Here is a 26583-nt window from a genome sequence, read left to right as displayed (position 1 = left end):
ATCCACGGTGGCTGTTCACCTTTCCTCACCCGTTCATGATCAACGATCATGAACCTTCACGCACCACAAGTGATCAACTTGTTAGGAACTCTAAGGGAAGAGCCACTGCGGGATGCGGTGAACGGCTGGATTGGGGAGCTGTTCGGCCCGAAGAACGTCGATCGGACCGTCAAGCAGCTGGTGGCGGCACAGCCCGCTGCCCAGTCATGCAGCGACGGGTGGCTATGCCGGTTGCGCCAACGCCGCTGCACTGGCAGGGAAGCACGGGAGTTGCGTGCAGAAGTCGAGCAACTGCGGACAGCGTGCCGGTCACGGAGAGGCGGTTGCAGAGGTCCATGATCCTGGCCGTTCGTGGCGAAGTCCGGGTCACGGTCACCTTCCACGGTTCGTGCGCTGCCAGCTGACGCCGGCCTTGCGCAGGGTGGTCGAACGGTCTCGGCGGACACGGCCAGCCGATGGTGTCCGCACGGATCTGCGACCAGTTTCGTGAGGCCGCCGGGTGACGAAGGGCGGCCCCAGCCCCTTCGCGTCGCTGCGGGCGACGCGGCAGATCAATTCACGGCGGCTGGACCGGATTCAGCCGGTCGGCCACCGCAGGATCTTGGGTCCAACGCCCGTGCCCTGAACGTCGAACGCATGGATCACCTCCCGCAGGCAGTCCTCGCCCGCGGGGAACATCGTCACTGTTTCGCCCGCTGACCTGCTCCGCACCGAGCCGAGCACGACCCCGGCGCGACGCAGCCGGACCCGGCCCCACGTGAGCCTGTCGACCGCACACCCGGGCTTGTGCACTGGTCATGACGGCCGTAACATGCAGTGCATGCGCACCGCTGATGCAAATAGTGCATTACCCTCCCGAGGCGACTTCGTGGCTTCGCTGGCCGCCGGTTTGCGGGTGCTGGCCGCCTTCACGGCCGACCGCCCGGAGCTCGGCGTGGGTGAGCTGGCACGGATGCTGGAGATGGACAAGCGGCGGACCCAGCGGCTGGTGTCGACCCTGTACGACCTCGGCTACCTGGAGCAGGACCCGCAGACGCGCCGGTACCGGCCCGGAGTATGCGTGCTGACGCTGGGTTACGCTGCGTTGCAGAGCCTCGATCTTCGCCAGCTCGCCCGTCCGCACCTCGTCGCGCTGATCGAGCAGTTCGGGCAGTCGGTGAACCTGGCGGTGCGCCACCGTGCGGAAGTGATGTTCATCGACTGCCTGCGTGGGGCCACTTACCGGCTCGGGGTCAACGTGCACATCGGAGACCGGCTGCCGATCCAGCTGTCCTCGCTCGGCAAGGCGATGCTCGCCTACCTGCCGGAGCAGGAACGCGCCGAGGTCATCGGCGAGATCCGGTTCCAGGCAACAACCGAGTACGCGGCGGCGTCACCCGGCGAGCTGCAGGAGATGCTGGCACAGACGCGCGAACGCGGGTTCGCCGTCATGGACCAGGAGACCACGCTCGGCGTGCGTTCGGTGGCTGCCCCGCTGATGAGCCCCGACGGCTATCCGGTCGCCGCAGTCAACGTCGTCATGCCGACTCCACTGGTCTCGATGGCCGAGATGACCCAGACCGTCGCACCCGCGCTGGTCGAGACGGCGGCCCGGATCTCCCAGCTCTTGCCTGCTGGTGCCGGCAACCGCCACCTGACCGGGCCGGCGAGTGCGGAACTGCTCGGTTGACAGCCGGAAACGGCCGGTGTGCTCCCGCCGCCTGCCGGCAAAACCCTCAACCATGGAGGCAATGCAGTGCCTGTCGAGTTTGCTCCTGACCTCGTTCTCACCAATGGCCGGATCGTCACCGTCGACGGTGCCTTCTCCGTCGCCGAAGCGATCGCCGTGTTCGACAGCAAGATCGTTGCGGTCGGGACGAGCGACGAGATCGGGGCACTGGCCGGCCGCCGGACGAAGACGGTCGACCTGCAGGGCCGCTGTGTCGTGCCCGGACAGATGGACAACCACGTGCATTTCGTGCTGGCCGGCCTCGATGCACTCGGGGGCGCCGCGAAGGTCAACATTGCCACGCTGCAGTCGATCGACGAGATCCTGCGGGAGATCAAGGCGCGGGTCGACGTCACGCCCGCGGGCGAATGGATCGGCACCTCGTGCATGTACCGCGGCGCGCTCGCCGACGGTCGCTTTCCCACCAGGCACGACCTGGACAAGGTGGCGCCGGATCATCCGGTGTACATCTTCCAGTCCGGGAAGAACGTCATCTGCAACAGCTATGCCCTGCGGCTCGCCGGCATCACCCGCGACACCCCGCATCCGGCAGAGCCGGAAGGCTGGATCGTGCGCGACGGGGCCGGTGAGCCCACCGGGCACCTCATCGCGGGCGCGGGCGACCTGGCCCGCAAAGCCTGGTGGAAGGCGGCCGGGCAGCCGATCAAGAAGTGGGACTTCCTGCATTTCGACCAGGACATGCAGATCGAGGCACTGATGGCGCAGCAACGCATTTACCACTCGTGCGGAGTGGTGGGCGTGCGCGACATGGGCACGTCGGTCGACGAGCTCGACTCGTTCGTCGAGGCACGCCGGCGGGGCCTGCTGAAGATCCGCACCGACCTCATTCTCGGGCTGCCTGCCCGGTACTTGCCGAACGACGAGATCCTCACCGCCATCGACTCCTACTTCGGGCCGCGGCAGCACCTCGGCGACGACATGCTGCGGCTCAACGGCATCAAGCTCGTCGTGGTCAACGACGGCTGGTGGGCCTACTCCGCCGACAAGCTGCGGTTCCTGATCACCGAGTACAACCGCCGGGACTGGAACATGGCGATCCACATCAACACCGGTGGCGCGGGCGACTCCGCCGAGATCGTGATCTCGGCGCTGGAGGAAGCGGCCAAGACCAGGCCGATCGACGGCCGCCGGCTCAGTTTCGAGCACGGTTTCGGCCTGCAGCAACGCGATCACTACGAACGGGCGCGTGAACTCGGCGTCACCCTCGCCGCCAATCCGTTGCTGGCCTACTACGCGTCGGCGCGGTCCATGCGGATGAACGAGATCATGGAGCAGGTGCGCATCGCCAAGATGTCGGAGCACGACCCGTGGAAGCGCACCGTGCGGGACTGGGGAATGCCGCTCAAGGACTGGTTCGACGCCGGCCTCATGGTGACCGGCGGCTCGGACAACCCGGCCGTGGTCTACGACCCGGACCGTCCTTTCCTGAGCCAGTACGCCGCACTCACCGGGGACACGCTCGCCGGGGTGCTGGCACCGGGCCAGGAAATCACCCGTGAGCAGATGCTCCGGATGTACACCATCAACAACGCGTACGCCTGCTGGCAGGAGAACGTCCGCGGCTCGCTCGAAACCGGCAAGCTCGCCGACTTCGCCGTGCTGGACCGGGACATCCTCACCTGTTCCGACCAGGAGGTCGCGGAGCTGAAGGTGCTGCAGACCTACGTCGGCGGGGAGCTCGTCCATGAGCGCTGACCAGAAGGATCGCGCGGCCGGCCGGGTACGCCACGGGAGCAGCGACGCGGTCAGGCTGAGCCATGCCCTGCACGCCCGGCCCGAGATCGGCTACGAGGAGGCCGACGCCAGCCGCTGGCTGGCCGAGGCGCTGGCTGCCGAGGGCTACTCGGTCGAGGCCGGGATCTGTGGTCTGCCGACGGCTTTCCGGGCGCAGCTCGGCAGCGGCAGCCTCAACGTCGCGCTGGTCGCCGAGTACGACGCCCTCCCCGGCATCGGACACGCGTGCGGGCACAACATGATCGCGGCCGCCGCCTACGCCGCGGCGCGGGCGCTCGGCCCGGTTGCCGACGAGCTGGACCTCACGATCACCGTACTGGGCACCCCCGCGGAGGAAGTGCTGTCCCGCGGCGGAAAGATCCTGATGCTGGAGCGGGGCGGCTTCGACGGCGTGCACGCCGCGCTGATGATCCACCCGACCCCGTTCGAAGCCGTCTCCCCGGCCATGATCGCAGCGTCCACCATGGACGTGGCGGTGACCGGTCAGGCCGCGCACGCCTCCGCGGCACCGCAGCGCGGGCGCAACGCCGCCGACGGGCTCGCCATCGGGCAGATCGCGATCGGCTTGCTGCGTCAGCACATCGACCCCGGCATCCGGATCAGCGGCATCACCACCGCTGCCGGCGAAGTGCCGAACATCATCCCCGCGTCGGCCCGGGCCGAGTACGTTCTGCGCGCGCCGACCTTGGCCGCGCTGTCCGACGTCCGGACCCGCGTCACGGATTGTTTCCGTGGTGGTGCACTGGCCGCCGGATGTCAGGTGGAACTGCGCGGCGGTGAGCGGCCGTACGCGGAGTTCCGGGCCGATCCCGAGCTGGCCGAGCTGTACCGGGCCAACGCGGTGACCGCGGGGCGCGAGTTCGATCCCGAGGAGCAGGTCGCCGGTTTCCTGGCCTCCACCGACGCGGGCAACGTCTCCCAAGCGATACCGATGCTGCACCCGTTCGTCGGTCTCGGTACCTGGCCGGTGGTCAACCATCAGCCGGACTTCACCAGGGCGTGTGCCACCCCGGCGGCGGACGACGCGATGCTCGCCGGTGCGTCGCTGCTGGCCGCCACCATCGTCGATCTCGCGGACCGGCCGTCCGTGCGGTCCCGGCTGCTGGCCGGTGCCTCGATGTCGGGAGCAGGTGCGTAGCGATGGCGACCACGACGAAACTCACGCTGGTGACCGGTTTTCTGGGCAGTGGCAAGACAACCCTGGTCAACCATCTGCTCACGGCGCGGCCGCCGGGCCGCCTCGCGGTGATCGTGAACGAGTTCGGCGAACTCGGCATCGACGCCTCGCTCATCACCCATCGCACCGGCAGTGTGCTGGAACTGGCCAATGGGTGCGTGTGCTGCGCGAGCCGCGGTGACCTCATCCGGGCGGTGGACACGCTGCTGACCACCGGGCCCGGATTCGACCACATCCTCGTCGAGGGCAGCGGGCTGGTCGACCCGGGGCCGGTGATCGAATCGCTGGTCAGCCCGCCGCTTTCCGGCCGGGTCACCTTCACCGGCACCGTGACGTGCGTCGACGCCGCCAACTTCGACGCGAACCTGGAACACGCCGAAGCCGCGTACCACCAGCTCACCCATGCCGATCTGCTGATCATCAACAAGGCCGACCTGGTCGGCGGCGAAGTGCTGGAACTGATCCGGCAAGGCCTGCGCCGTGTCAACGCCGCGGCCACCCAGCTGACCGCAGTCCGCTGCGAAGTCCCGGCGGCAGCGGTGTTCGACGAGCGGCGCGCCCCGGCCGACGGCGTTCGATCGCCCAGCACCCACGGACCCGGCGAGCATCGGTTCGCCAGCGTCACCGTCGGCACCGAACGCGAGCTCGACGCGGGCCGGCTGCGCGGCTGGCTCGCCGGCCTGCCCTCGTCCGTGATCCGCGCCAAGGGAGTCGTGCACCTCGCCGGAAGCGCCGCCGCGAAGGCCGTGCACCTGGTGTCCGGTTCGGTTGACCTCGACGACCTGCCGGCCGGCGCCGAGCCGCAGCCAGGCCGGTCGGTCCTCGTGCTGATCGGCGCCGGGCTCGACGAAGCCGCACTGGAACGGGAGTTCGCGGCATGCGGCGCCTGAGCCGGCGGCGGGCCGGGGACCGCACCGCCACCACCGACACCGAGCTCGAGGTCAACGGGACCCGGCACCTGCTCCGGCATGCTCCCGGCGCGGTCCTGCTCGAGCTCCTGCGCGACCGGCTCGGCCTGACCGGCACGAAACTGGCCTGTGGCAACGGGGAATGCGGCGCGTGCACGGTGCTCGTGGACGGCACCCCGGTACTCGCCTGCATCACGCTCGCCGCTCGCGTCCGCGGCCCGGTGGAGACGATCGAAGGACTTGCCGGGGAAACGGCGCGGCTGCGGGAAGCGTTTGCCGACGCCGGGGCCTTCCAGTGCGGGTTCTGCACGTCGGGGCAGCTCGTGCACGCCGCGGCCCTGCTGCGCGCCGGCGAGGTGCCCGCCGACGACCACGGGCTCCGGCACCAGCTCGCCGGAAACATCTGCCGCTGTACCGGATACTCCGCGATCGTGCAGGGCATCCGGATGGCCGGACCGGGCGAGGAGTGCGGATGAGAATGCCTCACGTCCGGCACGCCGAATGGCAGGCGCGTACCGACGGCAGCGCCCGGTACGCGGGTGACCTCCGGCTGCCCGGCATGCTCGCCGCTGCCGTGCTGCGCAGTCCGCACGAGCACGCCAGAATCACCCAGCTCGACGTGCACGCGGCCGAGCGCATGCCCGGCGTACAGGCGGTCATCACCGCGGCCGACCTGCCGGACCGGCGCTACCTCGACTACGGCATCGGCGACCGGCCGGCCCTCGCGCGCGACACGGTGCGTTTCGTGGGGCACGAGATCGCTGCGGTGGCCGCCGAATCCGAGGAACAGGCCCGTGCGGCACTGGCTCGCATCCGGGTCCGCTATGCCCCGCTGCCGCGGCTGCGCTCGTTCGACGAAGCGCTCGATGCCGACCCGGCCTTGCGGTCGCGGGATTCGCGCGGGGTGGCGGTTTCGTTCGACCGCACATTCGGCGAGGCGCCCGCCTCCCCCGGCCCGGTCACGGTTTCGGGGCGCTACCGCTTCGGCAGCCAGGCGCACGCCTGCATGGAACCGCACACCACTGTCGCGAGGTGGGACGCCGAATGCCTGCACATCTGGACCCCCACCCAGGGCACCCGCACGGTCCGGCGGGAACTCGCGCACCTGCTCGACCTCGGCGAAGACCGGATCCGGCTGCACCGGATCGCCGCGGGTGGCGACTTCGGCTCACGCGTACGGCCCGGTGACGTCGAAGTGCTCGCCGCGGCGCTGGCGATCAAGACCGGCCGTCCCGTCCGGCTGGCCCTCACCCGCGCCGACGAGTTCGCGCACACCAAGCACCGCCACGACTTCGTCGTCGACCTCGCCACCACCGCGACCCGGGACGGACGCCTGATCAGCCGCGAAGCCGACGTCAAGGTCGAGGCCGGCGGTTACGCACAGGCCGCCGGCAACGAACTGAACTTCTGCAGCCTGGTGCTCGCCTCGCAGTACCGGCTGGACGCGGCACGGGTCAGCGGTGCCGCCTACTACACCAGCCGGCGGCCGGGTGGCGCATTCCGGGGCGCGGGCGGTCCACAGGCGGTGTTCGCGATCGAGTCGCAGCTCGACGAGCTCGCCGCGCAGCTCGGGCAGGACCCGGTCGAGCTGCGGATCCGGAACGCGAACCGGCCGGGTGACCGCACCATTGCCGGCTGGGAGATCGACAGTGCCCGGATGATCGAGTGCCTGCAGACCGCGCGCGACCGGATCGGCTGGGAAACGAAACGAGCACTCGGCGGAAGCGGCCGCGGAGTCGGCATCGCCGCGGCCATCCACGTTTCCGGCGCACTCGGTACCCCGTATGCGACGTACTCCGAAGCGCGCGTGGAACTCGGCACGGACGGTTCGGTAAGGGTGCGGACCGGCGCCGGCGACCCGGGCACCGGACAGTCGACCGTCGCCGGGATCCTGGTCGCCGGCCAGCTCGGCCTCGATGCGGCCGACGTCGAGGTCGTCTACCAGGACACCGCGCAGACTCCGTACGACCCAGGCGCCGGCGCGTCCAAAGGCACCTACATGACCGGCAACGCCGCGCTCGGCGCAGGCCGGGCCGCCGCCGAGTACCTGCGGGAGCTCGCCGCCGGGAAGTTCGCGACCCCTGCGGCATCGGTCCGTCTCGACGGTGGCATGGTCCGCGCGGGCGCCGACGCCATCAGCATCGGTGATCTCGTCACGGCCGCCCCGGACACCGTCGACGGCGTGCTGGGTTTCTCCTACCGGCACACCGTCGACCTGCCCCTGGCCGACGACCCGTCCGGCATCGGCAATCTCTCCCCCGCCTACTCGTTCGCCGCCCACGCGGTGGAAGTCGAGGTCGACCGCGCGACCGGACGGGTGCGGGTACTGAAAGTAGTGGCCGTGCACGATTCCGGCACCATCGTCAATCCGACCGGGGCGGCCGGACAGGTCGTCGGCGGTGTGGCGATGGCGCTGGGCGCCGCGCTCGGCGAGGAGTTGACTTACGCCGAAGGGAAACTGGCCAACGGCAGCTACACCGAGTACGCCTTGCCCCGCGCGGTCGACGTCCCCGACATCACCCCGGTCTTCCTGGAGTCCGCGGACGGCACCGGGCCACTCGGCGCGAAGGGACTGGCCGAGATCGCCCTGTCCCCGATTCCCGCCGCCGTGGCGAACGCGGTCGCGCACGCCGTGGGTGCCCGGGTCCGCGAGCTGCCAATCACCCCGGACAAGGTACTGAGCGCGCTCGGCATTCCGGAACGGCCCGCCGGCCTCCGGTGGGACCCTCACCGCTGGTGGATTTCCGCGATGCGGTGGGCCTATCCGCACGGGCTGCACGCGCTCCTGCACCGATACGGGACCCGGCTCGCCCGGCCGCAACGGCCTCCGGAACCGATCCGCCTGCACCAGCCACCGACCGTCCCCGCCGCGACTGCCACCCTGCAGGAGCAACCCCGGTCCCGGCCGCTCGGTGGCGGTACCGATCTGCTTGTCGCGCGGGCACAGGGCATCCGGTCGGAGTCGCTGCTCGTCGACCTCACCCGGCTGCCCGAGCTGACCCGCCTCACCCACCCGCCCGGCGAGGACTTGGTCATCGGGGCCGCAGTCACCCTCGCCCAGCTCGCGGAATTCGCCCGCCGGCACGAGATCAGCGCGCTCGCCGAGACCATCGGCACGATCGCCACCGCGCAGCTCCGCGCGACGGCCACGGTCGCGGGAAATCTGTGCCAGGAAAAGCGATGTGGCTTCTTCCGCAACGGATTCGCGTGCTACAAACGAGGTGGCGGCACCTGTCCCTGCTACGCGGTGCTGGGCGATCATCGCTTCTACCACGCTGCCCTCGGCGCCCACCGTTGCCAGGCCACGACACCCTCGGACCTCGCAACGACGTTGTCCGCCATGGACGCGACCGTGCACCTGGCGACCCCACAAGGGGCCCGGCGCATGCCGATCGGCGAGCTGTATCGGGGACCGGGCGAAACCGTCCTCGGGCACGCCGACGTGATCACCCATCTCGTCGTGCCTGCGGCTGCCCTGCGCAGGACGACCACCTTCGAGAAACTCCAGCTGTACGACGGTGGTTTCGCCCTCGTGTCCGCATGCGTTTCCGTGCAGGCGACTGCGGGTGCGGTCACCGAATGCCGGGCCGTGCTCGGCGGGATCGCCCCGACTCCCTACCGGGCTTCGGCGACTGAACAGGCGCTGCTCGGGCAGCGCGCGACGGACGAGCTGATCGAGCGGGCCGCCGGTGCGTGGACTGCCGAGGCGCACCCGCTGCCCGGGACCGCGTGGAAGCCGGTTGCCGCGTCGGCATTGCTCGCCCGCTGCACGCGAAGATCCCTTCAGGAGGCCCAAGCCGGGACAGGAGTACCCGACCTGCCACCGGAGAACGAAATTTCCGTGCCGGGACTTGTTCGAAATCATAATCAACAAAGAGGTTGAAGATGAGTATCACGACAACTCGCACCCTCGTCCGGGCCAGTGTGGCGACCACCGCGCTCTTGCTGACCGGCCTGCTGTCCGCCTGCGGCGGAACGTCGCCGGGCAGCGACGGCACTCCCGGGCCGAACGTCGACAAGGAGGTGCGAGCGGCCTTTCCGGCCAAGATCCGGGACAGCGGCACGTTACGGGTGGTCCTCACCGCTCCCGCGCCGCCGATGGCGACCCTCGACGGCGACCAGCTCGGCGGAATCGACATCGACCTCTATCGCAAGGTCGGTGAGCTGGCCGGGCTCAAGGTCGAATTCACCAACGTGAAGTTCGACGCGATCATGCCGTCCCTGCAGGCAGGCAAAGCGGACGCGACCGGCACCGTACTCCCGTCGCCCGACCGCCGGGCCATCGCCGACTTCGCCGTCTTCTTCAAGGTGCCGTTCGGGGTCCTCGTGCCCAAGAAGAATCCGTACCACGTGAAGGGCGTCTCCGATCTGTGCGGCCACACCGTGGCCCTCGTGCAAGGTTCGACGCCGCCGCAGTCGATCGTGGCCGACCGGCAGAAAGAATGCGCGCAGAAAGGCAAGCCCGAAATCAAGACGCGGCTCTACTCCGACAACAGCAGCCCGCTGCTCGCGGTGAAGAGCGGGGACGCGGACGCGTTCGTGCAATCGGAAGCCCTGACCGCCTACATCGCCAAGACGGCGGACAACGGCTCGGCGTTCGTGTCCGTGCCCGACCTCCAGGGTCTCGGCGGCACGGTGTATTTCACCGACGCCTACGGCGTGCTCAAGAGCAACCAGGACCTGCTGAAAGCATTGCAAAAGGCCCTGCAGAAGCTCGTGGACAACGGGGAGTACGTCAAGGTGCTGCACAAGTACGGCGTGGAAAACGACGCGGTCAGCACCATTTCGATCAACGATCTCGCCCCTGCCGACCGGGGCAAGTAGCCGATGTCCTTCCGATTGGGGATTGAGCCATGACCGCATCGAGCATCCGCGGCGGACCGCCCGCGGAAACCGCGGAACACCCGGCACCGCGGGTGCGGGTTCGCCGCCGCTACGGCCAATGGCTGGCCGCCGCCGTGGCGATCCTGCTTTTCGGCCTGCTGATCACGTCGCTGTACCGGAACGAGAACCTCGGGGTACCGCTGATCCGCGAGTACCTGTTCAACGACCAGATCGTCCGCGGCGTGCTGATCACCCTGGTGCTGACCGTCGTCTCGTTCGTGATCGGCCTTCTGCTCGGGCTCGTCGTGGCGGTCATGTACCTGTCGGGCAACCGGGTCCTGTCGACCGGTGCGCGGCTCTACGTCTGGTTCTTCCGGTCGGTTCCGCCGCTCGTCCAGCTGATCTTCTGGGGGTTCTTCGCGGTCCTCTACCCGCAGATCGTCCTCGGGGTCCCGTTCACCTCGATCAACTTCGTGGAAGTGGACACCAACTCGGTCCTGACCCCGTTCATCGCCGCCATCATCGGCCTCACCCTGATCGAAGCGGCGTACACGGCGGAAGTGTTCCGCGCGGGCATCCTGTCGGTCGATCCCGGCCAGGGCCGTGCCGCCCGTGCACTGGGCATGAAGCGGAGCGCGGTCTTCCGCAAGGTGGTCTTCCCCCAGGCGATGCCCGCCATCATCCCGCCGACCGGGAACAACCTCATCAACCTGCTCAAGGGCACGTCGCTCGTGTCGATCATCGGCGGCGCCGAGCTGATGACCGCCGCCCAGCACATCTACGGGCAGAACTACCAGGTGATCCCGCTGCTCACGGTGGCCGCGCTGTGGTATCTGGCGATCACGAGCGTGATGTCCTTCGCCCAGAGCAAGATCGAAAAGCACTATGCGAAGTCGACCCGGTCCCTTCAGGTTGTGCCCCGGAGTGCGCTATGAACAACGATGCGAGTACCGCCGTCGACAACGGACGGCACCCCACCGCACAGCCTGCAGGAGCGGTCACGGCCATGGACAGCCGCAAGGAGATCCTGATCGTCGATCGGGTGTCGAAAAGCTACGGGCACAACGAGATCCTGCGGGAGGTCAGCCTCGAGGTGCGCAGCGGCGAGGTGGTCTGCCTGCTCGGCCGCTCCGGTTCCGGGAAATCCACGCTGCTGCGCTGCGTGAACCACCTGGAAGTGATCGACGCCGGCGAGATCTACGTCCAGGGTGAGCTGCTCGGCTACCGGCGGGACGGGCATGACCTGTACGAGCTGCCCGAGGACGTGATCAGCAGGCAGCGGGCCGTCGTCGGCATGGTCTTCCAGAACTTCGATCTGTTCTCCCACATGACCGTGATGGAGAACCTGATCCTGGCGCCGTGCAACGTCAAACGCGTGCCGCGGAAGCAGGCCGAGGCCGAGGCGATGGTCCTGCTGGAACGGGTCGGGCTCGCCGACCGGGCCGGCTCCTACCCCCGGCAGCTGTCGGGCGGCCAGCAGCAGCGGATCGCCATTGCCAGGGCGCTGGCGATGAAACCGTCGCTGATGCTGTTCGACGAGCCGACCTCGGCGCTGGATCCCGAGCTCGTCGGTGACGTGCTCAACGTGATGAAGGAACTCGCGGCCGACGGGATGACCATGCTGGTCGTCACGCATGAAATCGGCTTCGCCCGCGAGGTCGCCGACCGGGTGGCCTTCATGGCCGACGGCCAGGTCGTCGAGAGCGGACCGGCCAGGGAACTGCTGGAGAATCCCACGCACGCCAAGACCCAGGCATTCCTGGAGCGGATTCTCTAGCCCGGCCGAGCACTGCCGAGAACGCAGGTGCCGCTTTTTCCCGGCGGCACCCGCGGTGATGTCGCATGCCCTTTTCCGGCGAACAGAGAGCGAGCTGCCCGATGTCGGATGCAGGAAATGCCACCGGAGTACGGATCGGAATCGATGTCGGCGGTACGTTCACCGATCTCGTCGCGTTCGATGCGGGCTCCGGCAGGCAGCACGTGGTGAAGACTCCGTCGACACCTGCCGAGCCCCACCGGGCCGTCCTCGCCGCACTGGACCAGCTGCGGACGGACTTCGGCGTTCCCCCGGCCGCCGTGCACGAGATCATGCACGGCACCACGATCGGCGTGAACACCCTGCTGCAGCGCAGCGGGGCCAAGGTCGGGCTGCTCGTCACCGAGGGCTTTCGCGACCTGCTGACGCTCGGGCGGGCGCGCCTTCCGGATGTCTACAACTACCTGGTGGAGCTGCCGGTTCCGCTGACCGCGCGGCGCTTCGTCAAGGAGATCCGGGGCCGCCGGCTCGCGGACGGCACCTGCCGGGAACCCCTCGACGAGGCAGGCGTGCGCAGGGCCGCCCAGGAGCTTCTCGAATCCGGCGTGGACGCCGTCGCGATCTGTTTCCTGCACTCCTACAAATATCCCGAGGACGAACTGCGCGCCGCCGAGATCGTGCGGGAGACAGCCGGTGCCCTTTTCGTGTGCGCCTCCTCGGAGGTCTGGCCGGAAATGCGCGAATACGAGCGGGCCATGGTCGCGCTCATCAATTGTCACGTCGGGCCGGGCATGGAGCGGTACTACACCTCGCTGCTCGGCGATCTGCACCGCGAAGGCATCACGAGCCGCGTGTATTCCACGAAGTCCAACGGCGGGATCATGAGCGTGGCAGCAGCGCAGCAGCGGCCGGTGGAGACGTTGCTGTCCGGGCCGGCGGCCGGTGTCGTCGCGGCACGCTACATCGCCCACCGGGCCGGTTTCGAAGACGTCGTCGCCATCGACATGGGCGGCACCAGCACCGAAGCGGCCATCATCCGGAACGAGCCACGGATGTCCACCGACAGCGTGGTGGGAGATTTCCACCTGGTACTGCCGACCGTCGACGTGCAGTCCCTCGGCGCCGGTGGCGGGTCCATCGCGTGGCTCGACAGCTCCGGTGTGCTCAAGGTCGGCCCGCGCAGCGCGGGCTCGGACCCGGGACCGGCGTGTTACGGGCTCGGCGGGCGCGAAGCCACGATCACCGACGCTTACCTCGAGCTCGGCATTCTCCACCCGGACCGGTTCCTCGGCGGCAAGATGCCGCTGCACCCGCAGGAATCCCGGGCCGCGCTCGCGGCAACGGCCGCGTTGCTCGGCGAGAAGATGGCTCCGGTGCAGCTCGCCGAAGCGATCCTGCACGTCGCCACGTCGAACATGTACGCCAAGCTGATTCCGCAGCTGGCCCAGGCCGGGGTGGACCGCAACCAGGTCGCGCTGGTCGCCTACGGCGGCGCCGGTCCCACGCACGCGTTCCTGCTCGCTCGCGAGGTCGGGATCGACACGGTGATCGTCCCGCCGCGGCCCGGCACGCTGTGTGCGCTGGGCGCGCTCGTCGCCGATGTGAAGAGCGACTTCATCCGCAGTGTCAACCTGCAGGTGCGGCAGACGGCGCTGGAGGATTCGTCCCCGGCGATCGCTGGGTGGCTGGCCTCGCTCGGGCAGGAAGCGCAAGCCTGGCTCGACCGGGAAAACCGGAGCACGGGCGAGTACTCGCTGGTCTTCTCGGCCGACATGCGTTATGCCGCACAGGCTTTCACCATCGAAGTGCCGCTGGACGGGTTCGATCAGACGACGGACAAGCTCGCCACCAGTATGGTCCGGCAGTTCGAAACCGCGTATGTCGCCCAGTTCGGCATCGGCAACCTCAGCACCAACGTCGACCTCGTCAATCTCCGCGTGACGGCCGTTGCGCCGACCCAGGTCACCGAGGCACCCGTGGTCGCCGGCTCGGCGCAGGTGCCCGAAGCGCAGGAAACCCGGGACGTCTATCTGGACGGAGGGTTCATCACTTGCGCGGTGTACGAACGGGACTCGCTCGGCACCGGCGGGACCTTCGCCGGTCCGGCCATCATCGCGCAGTACGACACCACGACGTTCGTCCCGCCCGGCTTCACCGTCACCGTCGACCCGAGCACGAGCCTGATCGGAAGGCGAGCCCGATGACCCCCGTGAGCCAGGTGACCCTGGAAATCCTCAACAACCGGTTCACCGGAATCGTCACCGAAATGGGGCGCAACATCTGGCGCTCCTCGTTCACGCCCTTCGTGAAGGAAGCGTGGGACTTCGGCATGGGCCTGGTCACCTGCGACGGCGAGATGTTCGCATACTCCAAGGACATCGGCGTGTCGTTCATGGTGGCGGCACCGTTCGAGCAGGCCGTGCGCGTGTTCGACGATCTCGTCCCCGGCGACGTCGTCATCTCGAACGACCCGTACCTCCGCAGCGGCGGCCTCGCCAGCCACCTGCCGGACATCCAGCTGCTCAAACCGATCTTCCACGACGGGCGGATCGTCTGTTTCGTCTGGACCTTCATCCATTCCTCGGACGTCGGCGGGATCGCCCCCGGCAGCATCAGCCCGACCGCCACCGACATCCACCAGGAAGGCCTGCGGATCCCGCCGCTGAAGCTCTACCGGGCGGGCGAGCTCAACACGGATGTCATGGACCTCTTCCTGGCGAACTCGCGTATTCCGCTGCCCAACCGCGGTGACCTCAACGCGCTCAACGCCGCGATGAACGTCGCCGAGGACCGGATGGCCGAGACGATCGACCGGTATGGCATCGACGTCGTCGAAGCCGCGCGGGACCAGGTCCTCGACTACGCGGAGACGGTCAGCCGGGAGATCATCACGCGCATCCCGGACGGCAGCTACCGGTTCCACGACTACCTCGAACTGGACATGATCGACATGCCGCCCGCCCGCATCTCGGTGGCGGCGACGGTCCGGGGCGACGAGATGACCATCGACTACACGGGCACCGACCCGCAGGTCCGGGCGGCGATGAACCTCGCGACGTTCGGCCGGAACCACCATTTCCTCACCGGCGGCCTCGCCGGCTTCTTCCTGTCCCTCAGCCCGCATGCCCCGCTGAACAAGGGGCTGTGGCGGCCGATCCGGGTGGTGATCCCGGAAGGAACGATCCTGACGCCGGTGGCGCCCGCCCCGGTCGGGGTCCGGTTCGCCACCGGCCTGCGGGCGCTCGAAACCCTGCTGGGGGCCCTGTCGCAGGCGTGCGAGGGAACCGGCGGGGCGCAGGCCGTCGCCGGGGTCATCCCGGCCGCCGAAGCCGGGATCGGCGGGGTGATGGCGATGTCGGTCTTCGACGAGGAAACGGGCGAGCGCATCGTCAACGTGGTCTCGCCGCTCGGGGGCGGTTCGGGTGCCCGGCCCGGGAAGGACGCGGTCGACGGGGTCGGGATCCTGGCGGGGTTCACCCGCAACATCCCCGCGGAGGTCATCGAGACCGAGCTGCCGGTGGTCCTGCGGCACTACCGGCTCGCCGACGAGGCACCCGCGGCCGGGGAGTTCCGGGGCGGGCTGGGCCGCGACATGTGCGTCGAAGCCATCGTCCCGGACAGCGTGCTGACCGCGCGTGGCTGGGAACGCAACGTCTTCCGGCCGTGGGGGCGAAGGGGCGGAGCACCGGGCAGCCTGAGCCGGATCATCGTCGACGAAGGCACCGGCCGGGAACGGCACCTCGGCAAGATCGACGTGCTGCGCCTGCAGCCGGGGGAAACCGTCCGGATGATCAGTGCGGGCGGCGGCGGGTTCGGCGAGCCGCTGCAGCGCGCCCCCGAGGCGGTGCTGGCCGACGTGCTCAACGAGTACATCGACGCCGGCCACGCGGAACAGGTCTACGGCGTGCTGATCGACGGCCACGAGATCGATTACGAAGGGACCGCACGCAAACGACGCGAGCTGAGGTCCCGCACCGCGCCGGCTCCCGGGGAGTTCGCGGTGGGCAGCGAACGGCTCGCTTTCGAGCGGGAGTTCCCGCCGGAGTTCCACGACGAGCTGCTGGCCGAACTGCACGAACGGGTCCGGCCGGAACTGCGGCATTACTACTTGGTCCGCGCCTACGAGATCTTCCGCGCCACCGGCGGTGACCGGGCGGCTGCGCGGGCCGTGCTCCCGCGCCGGGCGGACGAGGTCGCGTCATGACCGCGGATCTGCTCTTCGACGGCGGTTATGTCGTCACGATGGACCCGGAACGGCGGATGATCCGCGACGGTGCGGTGGCGGTCACGGACGGCGCCATCGTCGCGGTGGGCAAGTCCGCCGACCTGCGCGGGCAGTACCCGGCCGCGCGCAGGGTGGATTGCACGGACCGGCTGGTGATCCCGGGGCTCATCGACGCGCACAACCACCCGGTGCACTTCCTCTCCCAGGGATTCTCCGACGACGTCCCGGTGCGGTGGCGCATCGCAAACCGCATCCGGCCGCTGGAACAAGCCATCTCCGCGGCGGACACGCAGGCCGCGGCGATGGGCAACTTCGCCGCGATGCTGCTCAACGGAACGACCTGTTTCGCCGATCCGGGCAGCACGCACCCCGAAGCGGTGTGTGCGGCGGCTGAGGAAATCGGCATCCGGGGCGTCGTCGCCCGCTCGTCGCAGGACCGGAGCACCGCGTCGATGCCCACGGCGAGTGCCCGGCTGGAATCGACCGAGGAGGTGCTGGCCGCGAGTGCCGCGTTCCACGACGCATGGGACGGCCGGGCGGATGGCCGGATCAGCGCCGGTTTTTCCTTGCGGGACATGGAAACCACCTCGGACGAGCTACGCATCGGCATGTGCGCGGCCGCGCAACGCTGCGGCGGCTCCGTGCAGATGCATCTCATCCTGGGCAACGAGCCGCAGCGCCCGCCGTCGGACATCGAGCGGCTGGACCGGCTCGGGATCCTCGGGCCGCACCTGGCCCTGGTGCACATGGGGGCGGTCACCGAGGCCGAAGCCGAGCTGCTGGCCGCGACCGGGACTCGGGTCGTGCACTGCCCTTCCGCCAGCATGGTGGGCGCGATGGGGGTGGTCGGGTCCGGCGGCTTCCCGAAGATGTTCGACGCCGGGGTCGTCGTGGGTCTCGGCACGGACGCGGCGGCCGTCAGCCGGTTCCTCGACCTGATCCGCGTGATGTACCTGGCCGCGGCCGCGCACAAGGACGTCACGGCCGATCCCTTGGCGGCGGGCAGCTACCGGGCGCTGGAAATGGCCACCATCGACGGCGCCCGGGTACTCCGGATCGACGATCGCGTGGGATCCCTCGAGGTTGGCAAACGGGCCGACCTGGTCACGCTCGACCTGACGGGTCCGGCCTGGCAGCCGGATCCGTACTTCAATCCCGTGGCGAATCTCGTTTATGCGGCCGATTCCTCCAGCGTGCGCACCGTTGTCGTCGACGGCCGGGTACTCGTCGAAGACCGGGTTGCCACCGGCTTCGACCCGGCCGAACTGTGGCAGGCGAGCCGGCGGGCCCGCGAAACCGTGATGACGAGGTCGGGAATCGACTTGAAGCCGAAGTGGCCGGTGTTCTGACCGCCCCTGGGTGGCGGCTACGGAAAGGATTCGGTGCGATGCCCGAAACTGCGCAGCGCTATTTCTCCACCTGGCCGAACGAGGAACTGGCCGGGTACGCCAGGGTCGTCCGGTGCGGGTCGTTGATCATGGTCGCCGGCACGACCGCCACCGACGGCGGCACCGTCGTGGCGCCCGGGGACATGTATGCGCAAACCAAGTTCGTGCTCGGCAAGATCGCTGCCTCGCTGCAGGAAGCGGGTGGTTCGCTGGCCGAGGTCATCCAGACTCGGGCGTACCTGACGATGCCGGACGGCTTTCCGGAATTCGCCCGCGCGCACCGAGAGGTGTTCGCCCGGATCCGCCCGGTCAACACGTCGGTGGCGGTCAGCGCGCTGGCCGACCCGCAGCTGCTCGTCGAGATCGAGGCCACGGCATTCCTCGGCAGCCGCCCGGCCCTTGTTCCGCCCGCGTGACCGCAATTCCTTTCCTGGCCCGTATCTTCCGCTCACTCATCGGAGTTTTCCATGCGCTTTTCCCGTTTCCGCACCGCCGGGACATCCGCCGCTTCGGCGGTGTTGTTCGCCGCTGCACTGACGGCGTGTGCCGCTCCCGGTGACGGCAAGACCGAAAATACCGGGAAGGCACTGCTCGCGGAGGCCTTTCCGGCCGCCGTCAAGGAGCGCGGCACCCTCACGGTCGGCCTGAAGGTCCCCAACCCGCCGCTGCAGTTCATGGACCCGCAGGAGCAGCTGACCGGGATCGACATCGATCTGTACCGGGAACTCGGCACCCTGTCCGGGCTGAAGATCGAATTCGTCCGCCTGACGTCCGCGTCGCTGATCCCGGCACTGCAGTCCGGGAAGATCGATGCCACCGGCGTGCTGCTGCCCTCCGCCGAACGCCTTGCCGTCGCGGACTTCGTCGTCTACTTGAAGGTTCCCTTCGGGGTCCTCGTGCCCAAAAGCAATCCGCACGGGGTGCAGCGAGCAGCCGATCTCTGCGGCCGGCGGGTCGCCCTCGTGCAGGGGCAGACCCCGCCCGAAGCAGTGGTTGCCGACCGCAGCAAGAAGTGCGTGGCCGCGGGGAAGGAAGCGATCAAGACCCGGGAGTATCCCGACAACGCGGCGGCCTACCTGTCGATCAAGGCCGGGCAGTCGGACGCGATGGTGCAGTCCGAAGCGTTGACCGGTTTCCTCGCGCGGACCGTGGACGGCGGCGGCTCCTACGCCTCCGTCCGCGACGACGAGGGCCTGGGCGGGACGGTGAACTTCGCCGACGGGTTCGCCGTCAAGAAGGGGCAGTCCGAGCTTCTCGACGCGATCAAGGCCGGTTTGGTCAAGCTGCACGAAAACGGTACCTACCACCGCATCCTCGACAAGTACGGGGTGGCGGCGGACGCGGTCTCGGCCATCACGATCAACCAGCTCGGCCCGAAAGACCTGGCCGCCGTACCCGCGGGGAAGTGAGTGCGCAATGGCTGACGGTGAATCCATTGCGGACGAGGTCTACGCCGGCCTGATGGACGGCGGTGTCGACTTCTGCGTGTCCCTTCCCGAGCGGGTGCTGACGCCGGTGATCGAACTGCTGGCCAAGAACCCGGCGGTGGAAAGCGTCATCTGCGCGCGGGAGGACGAAGGCATGGCGATCGCCGCCGGCGCGTGGCTGGGCGGGAAGACTCCCGTTGTCGCCATGGAGGGTTCGGGGGTCGGCTACTGCGGCCTGATCCTGGCCCGGATGCGGGTGTGCCGCATTCCCGCGCTCGTTCTTGCCGGGCACAGCCGCGTCTTCGGCGAGGAACACGACTACCACCAGGCGTCGGCGCTGGCCGCCGAAGGCGTGTTTCGCGGCCTCGACATCCCGCATCACACCCTGCTGCCGGGCACCGATCCCAGGTGGGCCGTCCACGAGGCACTCAAGACGTGCGCATCGCAGAAAACGGCAGTGGGCTTCATCGTTCCCGCGAACCTGCTCGATCGGATGGTGGCCCCGTGATTGATCGATACGAGGCAGCGCGCGTCGTGCACCGGCTGCGTGGCCGCGCTCCGGTGATCGCCGGCCCCGGCGCGCTCTCCGGGGCACTCTACGTGTGCGGATACGAACCGGCGACGCTCTACAACATGGAGCTGGGCTATTCGGCGGCGATGGCATTCGGGCTGGCCATCGCGCGCCCGGAGGAAAAGGTGATCGCTTTCGAAGGGGACGGGTCGTTGGTCGCCGGAATGACGATCCTGGCCACCACCGGCCGATATCAGCCGCCGAATCTCATCCTGCTGGTCATGGACGATCAGGTGTACGCGAGCACGGCGGACGGCAGGCGAGCTACGGTGACCGGATGCGGGACTTCGCTGCGGTCCGTCGCGCTGGCCTGCGGGTTGCCCCCCGGCCAGGTCAGCGAGGCCGACACGCTCGCCGCGTTCGAGACCGGGCTGCAGCACGCGCTCCGGACTCCGGGCCCGCACGTCATCGTGGCGAAACTCGATGTGCACGACGATTCCGGCCACCACGGCCGGCGGCCCCGCCCCGACCGGGACATCGCCGAGGTCGCCATCAATTTCAAGCGGAACATGCTCGAGCGCGCAACCCAGCCTGGAGACGTCAGATGAACCTTTCGGCTTTCGCCCCTTCGGACTGGGTGATCAACACTGTGACCGGCCCGGTGGCCGCGGACGAGGTCGGGTACGTGCTGGCACACGAGCACGTGTGCGTGGACGCCCACGGCCCGGCACACGACAGTTACCTCGACGTCGACTGGGAAGCCACCAGCCGGCACGTCGTGGCCGAGCTCGGCAAGCTGCGTGCCGTGGGTGTTTCCCTGCTGGTGGACTGGACGGCCATCGGGATGGGGCGGAACATCCTGTTCCTCCGGGACGTCTCGAAGCGGTCCGGCGTGAAGATCGCCGCCGCGACCGGGGTCGGCGCCGGCGCGTTGCCCCCGTCGCTGAGCACGGCAACCACCGACGAGCTGGCGAAAGTGTTCGTCGACGAGCTCCGGTCCGGCATCGAAAACACCCCGGTGACCGCGACGTTCATCAAAGTCACCGCCCTCGACGGCGGCCCCACCTCGGCCGAACGGCGAGTCCTCGTAGCGGCAGCCCAGGCCGCCTCGATGACCGGCGCGGCCCTGTGCGTGCACGCCCTCGACTTCGCCGCGTTCGAGCAAGCCTTCCGCCTGGTGTCGACCGACCTCCTCGACCCGCGCCAGATCGTCTGGGGACACGGGGAATTCTCCAGCGGAGAAGAGCATCTGACTGCACTGCGGTGGGGCGTCAACCTGCAGTTCGACGGAATGTCGGTACAGCGGCCGGAGCCGTATGCGTTGGCCGACCCGGAGAAGGTGCTCCTCGACCAGGTGTCGGCCCTGTGCGAAGCCGGGTACGGCGATCGCGTGCTCGTCTCCAACGACGCCTCACTGGCCCGCCTCCCGGACCCGGCCTATTCGGGGAACGCGGCCACCCTGATCACCGACTTCGTGCCGCTGATGAAGGCCCGGCTCGGAGCTGAGGCGACACAGCAGATCCTCATGAAAAACCCCCTCCGCATCTTCGGTCGCCGGGTGTCGGCGAGGTGCCGGCGGAGGCTGCCCCACGAGGCCTTCTGAGCGCATCACGTGCCGAAGCCGGGACACTATCGGGCCGATCCAGCACCTGGCCGCCTTCTCGAGCGGTTCGGCGAGGCCCTTCCCCTGGCGGAGACGTCGGGCCGGTCCGCGCGGGAACTTCGAAGAGCCGTGCGAAGTCAGAATGATCCGCCGGTGTTTTTTCTGCCGGCATGAACCGCTAGGCTGCGGGTATGCCCGAGCCACCGAGCCGCCCGCGTCTGCGGGATCGCTACAACAAGCGGCGGGCCGCTGTGCTCGGCAGTGCCGCGCAGGTGTACGCCGACCGGGGGTATCACGCGACGTCGATCAACGAGCTCGTCGAGGCCACCGGCCTTCAGCCGGGCGGGCTGTACCACTACATCGACAGCAAGGAGAACCTCCTCGTCAGCCTGTTCGAGCAGCTCACCGAGCCGCTCGCGGCGATCACCGAGGAGGCGCTCGAAACCCCGGATCGCCCGGATCGCCAGCTGCGGGCGCTGGTGCGGGGGTGGCTGCGGCACGTGCTCGAATTCCGGTACCACGTGATCGTTTTCGGGCAGGAGTGGAGGTCGGTGCGGCCGGACGAGCGTTTCACCGAGGTACGCGCCCGGCTGGACACGTTCGACGACGTCCTCGGCGGCCTCTTCGACCGCATGGCCGCCGACGGTATCGGCCCGGCTGACCCCGACCTCGGCCGCCGGGCCTTGACCGCCATGGTCGACGCGACGGCGCAGTGGTACGAGCCCGGGGACAAACGGTCACCGGAGGACCTGGCCAAGGCGTATTGCGACCTGGTCATCGGCAGCGGCCGACGGCGCAAGACCGCAGCGGCGGCCGGCTGACGTTCCGAGCGGCCGGGCCGGGAGGCCTGGGAGACCGGCGGCGACGGTCACCCAGCGGCCCGGGTTTTGCGGCCGTGGCCGAGCCGAAGACACGGCCACGGGCCAGCCGGGTCCGCAGCACATCAACCGGCGATCCGCATCCGAGTGTCACCATTCCGGACAGCGGTTTCCGGAATCTTCCCCGTGGTGAACAACGCGATCACCGCGGCACCACCGATCAAGAACGCAGGCGAACGGCTGTTTCCCGTATGTTCGATCAGCCAAGCCGATGCATACGGGGCGCTGCCGCCGAAAAGGGCGAGCGGGACGTTGATCCCCAGGGCTGCGCCGGTGAAGCGAAACCGCGTCGGGAGGAGTTCGGTGATCGTGGCGAAGGCTGATGGCGCGTAGACGCAGTTGAGCAGGAACAGCACCACCGCCGCGGTGAGGGCTGCGGGGTAGCTGCCGGTGCCCATCAGCGCGAGCATCGGGTACACCAGCACCAGCCACCCCAGCGCTCCTGCGCGCAGGAGCGGTTTGCGGCCCCAGCGGTCGCCCAGCCAGCCGAAGAGCGGGAGTGTCGCGATGCCGACCAGGACTTCGACCACGGTCGCCCAGTAGGCGCTCCGGACGGAAAAACCCAGGTAGTGCGAAAGATACAGGTAGAGGAACGTGATGCAGAAGTACCCGGACACGGTCTGCAGCACGATCAGGCCCCAGATCCGTACCAGAGCCGACCGTCCTTCGCGGAGGGTTTGCCTGATGGGGGCGCGCGTGACGTGGCCGTCGCGGCGCAGGGCGGTGAACTCCGGCGTGTCCGCCAGTTTCGTTCTGATGAAGAGGCCGATTGCGGCCAGCGGCAACGCGATCAGCAGCGGCAGGCGCCAGCCCCACGTCAGGAACTGTTCCTGGCTCACCGAAGACGTGACCACGGCTACCACGATCGCGCCCAGCGCCGCCGAACCGTGTGACCCTACTTGGGTGAACGACGTCAGGAATCCGCGCCTGCGTGGGGAAACGGACTCCGCGATGAAGGTGAGTGCGCCGCCCAGTTCGCCGCCTGCCGCCAGTCCTTGGACCAGCCGGGCCAGCACGACCAGGACCGGCCCGGCCACGCCGATCGTCGCGTACGTGGGCAGCAGTCCGATTGCCGTGGTCGCGAGGCCCATGATCAGGATGGTGGCCGACAGGACGTTCCGGCGGCCGAAGCGGTCGCCAAGGCTGCCGAAGAGCAGCCCACCGAGCGGTCGGACGAAAAACGCCGGCGCGAACACGGCAAGCGCCGACAAAGTGGCCGCCGCGCTGTCGCCGGACGGGAAGAACACGCGGCCGATCGTCACGGCGAGGTAGCCGTAGACGGTGAAATCGTAAAATTCGATCAATGTCCCGGCGCACGCGGCGACGATCACCATCGGCCGCACTGCAGCCGTCACGACGGAAACCGCCGGGACAGCCACTCACCGACGACGTCGAACCAAACATGAGAACCCCGCTGAAGATTGATGTCATGCCCGGCATCCGGCAGGACGAACGCCTCCAGCCCGGCATCCGGCGGATAGCACGGCCGTTCCTGGTCGAGCAAAGTCCGGCTGCTCGTGCAGTCGGTGCCGGTGACACCGCCGCAGAACAGCCGGTCCTGCTGCCCCAGCACGACCAGCGCAGGCACGTGGATGCGGCTGGTCGTACCGTCGATCAGGTACGGCAGGAAGGTCGCGGCTTCGGGCACAGCGGTGGTGCCCTTGGTCACCTCGTCGGTGGCGATCACCTCGGGATCGGCATTCGCCGTGTCGTAGAACAACTCTCCCCGGGTACCCGGCCGGGTGGTGAGGTACGCCGGGCCGAGAGTGTGGAATCGCGGTTCGGTGAGCGCCGGCCACAGCAGCGCCGGGAACACCGACGCGATGCCCGCGCCGAAGCGGTGCGCCATGCCGGTGATGATCACGCCGTCAGCATCACCCGGGTACTTCGACGCGACGTCGAATACCACACTCGACCCGAGCGAATGCCCGGCCAGCACGACCTTCGTGAACGCTCCCTTCCGCAGCTTGTCGACGACGGGGCAGAAACGCCAGCGGCGAGAGCCGGCTCATCGCGAAGCTCCCCGCGTACAGCCGAGGGCAGGGCGTAGCTCGGCCGCACGACAAAGCGCCAGCATGTCACGACCAAGAGCTGCGCGGCGTGACCGGAACAACCAGTGTGAGCGGTGGACCCGCCGCGTCGCTGAGCAGGACGGGTGTCATGAGGTTCTTCACTGGACACGCCCCGCACTGGCTGGCCCACACGGCAGCGCCGCTGTTCTATCCGACCGGACGTTGCGCAGCTACCAGACGCTGCCCAGAGATCAACAACTCGGAGCCCGTGAGAGAAGCCTCGTTCGTCGCCCACGATCCGTCTATCGAGCTGGGCGCACCCATCGGCGCGCCCAGCTGACACGGGGTGCTGCGGCACAAGCGGATACCAGGAGAACCGCCCCGCTGCGTTTGGGCCTACCTCGGTTGTGCACCGTCCCCAGCCGTCATGTTCGGGTCAGCTCCGCCGACCCGAACGCGACCCGCCCGTCCACGATCGCCTGCTCCAGCGCGTCGCCGGTCGTGGGCGCGTCGAGGTCCAGCGCGGTGGTGATGGCGATCAGTACCTGGTCGAGCGACCGCAGAACGGCTGCGAAGGGATGGACCGCCGGGATGGTCCACCGCCACACCTCCGCGGGTACCCCCGCCACCGGCGCGAACTCCACCTCGAGGTGGCCCTCCGGCAGGAGCCGGGCGGTCATCGCATCGACGAACCCCGGATCGTCGTCGGTCCGCATGCCGGACCGGACGCGGTACTCGACAGTGCCGTACCGCCAGCCGCCCTCCCCCGGCAGCAGCGTCGCCCCCTCGAGCGACGGGTTGACCAGGAACAACAGCTTGCGGTCGCTGTCGAGCTGGAGGATCTTCGTCCGCCAGCTCAGGTGGCGTGGGCCCGACAGCCGCGGTTCCGCAGCCGACACCCACGGCTGCTTCAGGCACCGGCGGTGGTTGAGGGTCGCGTTGGCGACCTCGCCGAAGTCACGCACACCGAGCGCGGGCGCCCGCAATCTGCCCAGCGCGTGCCCGCACGTCTGACAGTCGACCGCGTACATGTGTGCCGCGAGCTCGTCGATCAGTGCGTTGCCGAGCCGCGCGCGTACGTCTTGGTGAACGTTCAGTTTCTTCACCGCCATGCGGCCAGTATGCAATCACCGCGTCGGGACCGGTCCCTTCAGGAGCACAGCCTGAGCTCCGCAGTTCGCACGACGCCGACTGAAGCTGGGCGAGATCAGCAACGGTGTGTCGAACTCAGCCATCACGCCTCACCATCCCCATGCCGCGGACCATCAGCACAATCGACCAGCACCCTCGACTGTGCCGCGCAACGTTCCGCGAACGCGCGACGACGCCGGGAGTGAGCTGCTGTACCGGGCCCCTTTGCTCGATTGTGGTCTGGGCACTGCCCGCCGGACGGCGTCAGCGGCGCAGCTTCTCCGGTGCTTCGTCGAGCAGGTGCAGCAGCCGCACCGCCAGTGCCTGGCAGGCGGTGTCGGTGAGGCCGGTGTCTTGCTTGAGCAGGTCCCGTACCTGGGCGACGCGCTGGTCGTAGCGCGACACGAAGACGACGTCGGCGGTCATGGGTGGTTCCTCTTTCTCGTTTCGCGGCTTCCTGCGGCGCAGGCACATCCGCGGAGGTATCCGCCTGCCGCGGTCGCCGTGCAGAAGCGGTCCGCGATCAGGTCGTGCGCGTCCCGCTCGTGCGGGCAGACCGGGCAGCCGGGAGCGGACGGCGACTCGCCCCCGGCGCTGACGATTCCGGCGCGTTCCGCATCGGCTCGGCGGACCATCGCCCCTTCCATCGGGCCGGGCAGCCGGATGCCGGTCAGCTCCACCAGGGTCGCTTTCCCGCACCCATCGAGCTCGGCGACGCCGAGGATCTGCCGGATGTCGATGGCGATGCAGGTCATGACGCTCCAGACTCCGGCAACCACCGGAGGCTGGGACGGGAAGACCGGCGTGCCGCGATCGTTACCACGTGGCGCGCGAAGACCAGGCGAACTACGAGGAACAGGGGATGATGCGGGCTCAAGCGCCCGGATACGGGATGCTCCCGGACATCACCGACACTACACGCGTACGGAACCCGGTAGCTCACCGGGCATCACGGCCGGGCCCGGGAACGCCGTTGCCGAACAGGATTTCCCCGGCCGTGGCGGTGGAGTTGCCGCGGCCGAGCGGAGCACGGCCCGCGCCATTCCGCCGGGCGTTTCCGGCGGCACCACGAGCAGGCTGACCCGCCGTGAGTCCGTGCCGGGCGCCATGATCGTGTGCGGATCAGTGGAGCGGAATCCTTCCAAGCGCACGGTCCGCCGTGCAGCGGAAGGCGGTCCCAACTTGCCTTCCGGGCTGGTTTCCCGCTGGCGCACGACGGTCATCCCGATACACGTTCCGAGGTCGCGCGCAGCGGCGCCCCTACGTCGTGCAAATGCCGA

General features: G+C 68.8%; 24 protein-coding genes. 18 read left to right on the top strand and 6 right to left on the bottom strand.

The features are described from left to right. Positions 1 to 820 precede the first annotated feature (820 nt). The 18 genes from OO71_RS44610 (at position 821) to OO71_RS44525 (ending at position 22103) form a co-directional block, all read left to right on the top strand. Positions 821 to 1669: an IclR family transcriptional regulator gene (locus OO71_RS44610; protein ID WP_162186187.1), complete on the top strand. Its 849-nt coding sequence runs from the start codon at positions 821 to 823 to the stop codon at positions 1667 to 1669. Positions 1670 to 1735: 66 nt separating this feature from the next. Next, on the top strand, positions 1736 to 3424 hold the full coding sequence (locus tag OO71_RS44605; protein WP_033296176.1) for an amidohydrolase: 1689 nt from the start codon (positions 1736 to 1738) through the stop codon (positions 3422 to 3424). Beyond that, positions 3414 to 4601 (top strand): amidohydrolase, encoded by a 1188-nt coding sequence (locus tag OO71_RS44600; RefSeq protein ID WP_051793186.1) that lies wholly within the window; start codon positions 3414 to 3416, stop codon positions 4599 to 4601. The genes OO71_RS44605 and OO71_RS44600 overlap by 11 nt, the downstream gene beginning before the upstream one ends. Positions 4602 to 4603: 2 nt before the next feature. After that, positions 4604 to 5530, top strand: coding sequence for a CobW family GTP-binding protein (locus tag OO71_RS44595; protein ID WP_033296175.1), 927 nt, complete (start codon positions 4604 to 4606; stop codon positions 5528 to 5530). Continuing rightward, entirely contained in the window at positions 5518 to 6024 is a 507-nt protein-coding gene (locus tag OO71_RS44590; protein WP_033296174.1) for a (2Fe-2S)-binding protein, read from the top strand. The genes OO71_RS44595 and OO71_RS44590 overlap by 13 nt, the downstream gene beginning before the upstream one ends. Continuing rightward, positions 6021 to 9431: a molybdopterin cofactor-binding domain-containing protein gene (locus OO71_RS44585; protein ID WP_084145761.1), complete on the top strand. Its 3411-nt coding sequence runs from the start codon at positions 6021 to 6023 to the stop codon at positions 9429 to 9431. Before OO71_RS44590 ends, OO71_RS44585 begins: the two co-directional genes overlap by 4 nt. A gap of 2 nt (positions 9432 to 9433) precedes the next feature. After that, a complete protein-coding gene (locus OO71_RS44580; protein WP_033296172.1) occupies positions 9434 to 10372 on the top strand; it encodes a transporter substrate-binding domain-containing protein in 939 nt (312 codons plus the stop codon). Positions 10373 to 10401: 29 nt separating this feature from the next. Continuing rightward, positions 10402 to 11307: an amino acid ABC transporter permease gene (locus tag OO71_RS44575; RefSeq protein WP_033296171.1), complete on the top strand. Its 906-nt coding sequence runs from the start codon at positions 10402 to 10404 to the stop codon at positions 11305 to 11307. Between the two features lie 71 nt (positions 11308 to 11378). Continuing rightward, positions 11379 to 12149, top strand: coding sequence for an amino acid ABC transporter ATP-binding protein (locus OO71_RS44570; RefSeq protein WP_051793191.1), 771 nt, complete (start codon positions 11379 to 11381; stop codon positions 12147 to 12149). Positions 12150 to 12250: 101 nt separating this feature from the next. After that, complete coding sequence (locus tag OO71_RS44565) at positions 12251 to 14332, top strand: hydantoinase/oxoprolinase family protein (protein ID WP_033296170.1); 2082 nt, start codon at positions 12251 to 12253, stop codon at positions 14330 to 14332. Then, positions 14329 to 16332 (top strand): hydantoinase B/oxoprolinase family protein, encoded by a 2004-nt coding sequence (locus OO71_RS44560; protein WP_051793184.1) that lies wholly within the window; start codon positions 14329 to 14331, stop codon positions 16330 to 16332. The genes OO71_RS44565 and OO71_RS44560 overlap by 4 nt, the downstream gene beginning before the upstream one ends. Then, the gene (locus OO71_RS44555) at positions 16329 to 17702 is read left to right on the top strand and encodes an amidohydrolase family protein (protein ID WP_033296169.1); all 1374 of its coding nucleotides are present in this window, start codon (positions 16329 to 16331) and stop codon (positions 17700 to 17702) included. The genes OO71_RS44560 and OO71_RS44555 overlap by 4 nt, the downstream gene beginning before the upstream one ends. 38 nt (positions 17703 to 17740) lie before the next feature. Then, positions 17741 to 18157 (top strand): RidA family protein, encoded by a 417-nt coding sequence (locus OO71_RS44550; RefSeq protein ID WP_033296168.1) that lies wholly within the window; start codon positions 17741 to 17743, stop codon positions 18155 to 18157. Between the two features lie 51 nt (positions 18158 to 18208). Then, positions 18209 to 19150: a transporter substrate-binding domain-containing protein gene (locus tag OO71_RS44545; RefSeq protein WP_033296167.1), complete on the top strand. Its 942-nt coding sequence runs from the start codon at positions 18209 to 18211 to the stop codon at positions 19148 to 19150. A 7-nt stretch (positions 19151 to 19157) separates the two neighbouring features. After that, positions 19158 to 19676 (top strand): thiamine pyrophosphate-binding protein, encoded by a 519-nt coding sequence (locus tag OO71_RS44540; protein WP_033296166.1) that lies wholly within the window; start codon positions 19158 to 19160, stop codon positions 19674 to 19676. Then, entirely contained in the window at positions 19673 to 20287 is a 615-nt protein-coding gene (locus tag OO71_RS48100; protein ID WP_051793182.1) for a thiamine pyrophosphate-dependent enzyme, read from the top strand. The genes OO71_RS44540 and OO71_RS48100 overlap by 4 nt, the downstream gene beginning before the upstream one ends. Further along, a complete protein-coding gene (locus OO71_RS44530) occupies positions 20284 to 21282 on the top strand; it encodes a phosphotriesterase family protein (protein WP_033296165.1) in 999 nt (332 codons plus the stop codon). The genes OO71_RS48100 and OO71_RS44530 overlap by 4 nt, the downstream gene beginning before the upstream one ends. Before the next feature lie 191 nt (positions 21283 to 21473). Then, a complete protein-coding gene (locus OO71_RS44525) occupies positions 21474 to 22103 on the top strand; it encodes a TetR/AcrR family transcriptional regulator (protein ID WP_033296164.1) in 630 nt (209 codons plus the stop codon). Between the two features lie 122 nt (positions 22104 to 22225). On the opposite strand, the gene OO71_RS44520 is transcribed toward OO71_RS44525, so the two are convergent. The 6 genes from OO71_RS44520 to OO71_RS44500 form a co-directional block, all read right to left on the bottom strand. Continuing rightward, positions 22226 to 23515, bottom strand: a complete 1290-nt coding sequence (locus OO71_RS44520) for an MFS transporter (RefSeq protein ID WP_051793180.1) — start codon at positions 23513 to 23515, stop codon at positions 22226 to 22228. Further along, positions 23512 to 24126 carry an alpha/beta fold hydrolase gene (locus OO71_RS44515; RefSeq protein WP_084145755.1) on the bottom strand — a complete coding sequence of 205 codons (615 nt, stop codon included), beginning with the start codon at positions 24124 to 24126 and terminating at the stop codon, positions 23512 to 23514. The genes OO71_RS44520 and OO71_RS44515 overlap by 4 nt, the downstream gene beginning before the upstream one ends. A 471-nt stretch (positions 24127 to 24597) precedes the next feature. After that, positions 24598 to 25284 carry a hypothetical protein gene (locus OO71_RS44510; RefSeq protein WP_033296163.1) on the bottom strand — a complete coding sequence of 229 codons (687 nt, stop codon included), beginning with the start codon at positions 25282 to 25284 and terminating at the stop codon, positions 24598 to 24600. Between the two features lie 283 nt (positions 25285 to 25567). Further along, entirely contained in the window at positions 25568 to 25729 is a 162-nt protein-coding gene (locus OO71_RS51415; RefSeq protein ID WP_169776627.1) for a DUF6307 family protein, read from the bottom strand. Continuing rightward, the gene (locus OO71_RS52785) at positions 25726 to 26058 is read right to left on the bottom strand and encodes an RGCVC family protein (protein ID WP_033296162.1); all 333 of its coding nucleotides are present in this window, start codon (positions 26056 to 26058) and stop codon (positions 25726 to 25728) included. The genes OO71_RS51415 and OO71_RS52785 overlap by 4 nt, the downstream gene beginning before the upstream one ends. A gap of 159 nt (positions 26059 to 26217) precedes the next feature. Further along, the gene (locus OO71_RS44500) at positions 26218 to 26526 is read right to left on the bottom strand and encodes a DUF5994 family protein (protein WP_033296161.1); all 309 of its coding nucleotides are present in this window, start codon (positions 26524 to 26526) and stop codon (positions 26218 to 26220) included. Positions 26527 to 26583: the final 57 nt, after the last annotated feature.

Origin of the sequence: Amycolatopsis jejuensis, from assembly GCF_000717335.1 — a bacterium.
Taxonomy (GTDB): Bacteria; Actinomycetota; Actinomycetes; order Mycobacteriales; family Pseudonocardiaceae; genus Amycolatopsis; species Amycolatopsis jejuensis.
The sequence above is the reverse complement of the archived record's forward strand: the minus strand, read 5'-3'. Positions and strand labels throughout refer to the sequence as shown.